This is a genomic window from Butyrivibrio sp., assembly GCF_017940685.1.
Taxonomy (GTDB): domain Bacteria; phylum Bacillota; class Clostridia; order Lachnospirales; family Lachnospiraceae; genus Butyrivibrio.
The window spans coordinates 1-1,850 of the sequence record NZ_JAGAYD010000173.1 but is presented as its reverse complement, the minus strand read 5'-3'; the positions used below and the strand labels follow the sequence as shown (position 1 = coordinate 1,850).

Annotated in this window: 2 protein-coding genes and 1 pseudogene; 1 reads left to right on the top strand and 2 read right to left on the bottom strand. The window is 48.9% G+C overall.

The features are described 5' to 3' along the window. Positions 1–546 (top strand): annotated as a pseudogene (locus J6I68_RS11145) (peptidase M42); the annotation flags it as partial. 45 nt (positions 547–591) lie between these two features. Here J6I68_RS11145 and xseB read toward each other — a convergent pair. Together xseB and xseA are read right to left on the bottom strand one after the other, a co-directional pair. Next, positions 592–792 (bottom strand): exodeoxyribonuclease VII small subunit, encoded by a 201-nt coding sequence (xseB, locus tag J6I68_RS11140; protein ID WP_292220360.1) that lies wholly within the window; start codon positions 790–792, stop codon positions 592–594. Positions 793–803: 11 nt separating this feature from the next. After that, a partial coding sequence (xseA, locus tag J6I68_RS11135; protein ID WP_292220358.1) for an exodeoxyribonuclease VII large subunit occupies positions 804–1,850 on the bottom strand: 1,047 nt, incomplete at its 5' end.

The window sequence follows — 1,850 nt, the reverse complement described above, 5'->3', positions numbered from 1 at the left end:
GGTGATATCGTATGCTTTGAGCCAAATGCAAGGGTTACAAAGAGCGGATACATCAAATCCCGCTTCCTTGACGACAAGCTTAGCGTTGGAATCCTTCTTGGCCTTGCCAGGTACATCAAGGACAACAAGATAACTCCAAAGCGCGCTCTTTACGCCCACATCACCTGTTTTGAGGAAGTTGGACACGGCGGATGTGGAAGCGTTCCTGAAAACTGCACAGAGGCCATTTCAATCGACATGGGCTGCGTAGGCGAGGGACTTACCTGCACAGAAAAGCAGGTATCCATCTGTGCCAAGGACAGCGGCGGACCTTACAGCTACGCCATGGTACAGGGTCTTATCAAGGCCGCCAAGGACAGCGGCGCTGACTACGCTGTAGACATCTATCCACACTATGGAAGTGACGTTGAAGCCACTCTCCGCGCAGGAAATGACCTTAAACACGGCCTTATAGGCGCTGGCGTCTACGCTTCCCATGGATATGAAAGAAGCCATAAGGACGGCGCTGAGAACGTCTTACGGCTTCTGATCGCATATGCATTATAAGAACCACTAAAACTGTATATCGGGCTCTAAAAAGACAAGCAGCTATTAAGATTCCTGTCCGTTTATGATCTGTAGCTGCTTTTCTACGCCCACAAGGTGTTCCTGGCACTTTGTGGCAAGGATTGTTCCCTCGTTGTAGAGCTTTATCGAGTCGTCTAAGGAAATATCCTTTGCTGAGAGCTTCTTGTTGATCTCCTCAAGCTGATTTAATGCTTCGTCTATGTTGAATTCCTGATTTTCTGCCATTTTAAACTCCTTTATCCTTCTGATTTTATGATCTCATCTACTGTTGCAGCGATCTGTCCGTCGTGGATCCTGATGTTTACTGAATCTCCCTTCTTGACGTCATCAACGCTGACAATAGGCACATCGCCAGTTGTGATGTATCCAAAGCCCCTTACAAGCTTGGCTGTGGGCGATAGCCCGTGAAGCTCTGTGATAAGGACCTTGCAGCGGGTTTTCGTAGCTTCAAGTATCACCTGGATCTTCTGTTTAAGCCCATCTGACAGTACAGTAAGCTTTTCTTTTCGCTCTTTTAAGATCCGCACAGGATCATGGCCCTCAAGCTTGGCCTTCTGGGTCTGTAAAAGAAGCTTTCTCTCATTGAGGCGGCTCCTCATATTGTCGCCTATTCCGCGCCGCAGCTGCTCAAGGCGATGGATTGTGGTCATGATGTCAGGAACAGCCTCTTCTGCAGCTTCTGACGGGGTTGCTGCGCGCTTATCCGACACATAATCAATAAGGGACCAGTTGCCCTCGTGGCCCACAGCCGAGATTATAGGCGTTTTTGCCTCATAGACAGCCCTTGCCAGAGCTTCGTCGTTGTAGGCAATGAGCTCTTCGTCTGAACCTCCGCCCCTTCCAACAATGATGGTATCAAGCCCCATCTCGTCCAGGGCCTTTATACCCTTAAGGATGGTGCTCACAGCATTTACGCCCTGTACGTTTACGTGATACAGGATCAGCTGGATATAGGGATTTCTCTTTTTTGCGACCTTCTCGATATCGTTCCTTGCCTGTCCATTCATGGAAGTAACAATTCCCACCTTCTCAGGGAATTTGGGGATAGGCTTTTTATGCTCAGGGGCGAAAAGACCTTCTGACTCAAGCTTGGCTTTCAGCTCGAGGTACTTAAGGTTTGCTTCTCCTGCGCCCATGTCTGCTATCTGCCTGACGATGAGGTTCGTTTTTCCGCTCTTTTCTGAATAGTTAAGGCTTCCGGCGATGGCTACCTGTTTTCCCGCTTCAAGCTGAAATTTCAAGGCACTCTGAGCTGTGCTCCTCCACAAAATACAGGAAAGAAG

What these genes read in the sequence shown, in the direction of transcription:
- xseB (WP_292220360.1), bottom strand. Translation starts at nt 792, where the DNA reads ATGGCAGAAAATCAGGAATTCAACATAGACGAAGCATTAAATCAGCTT.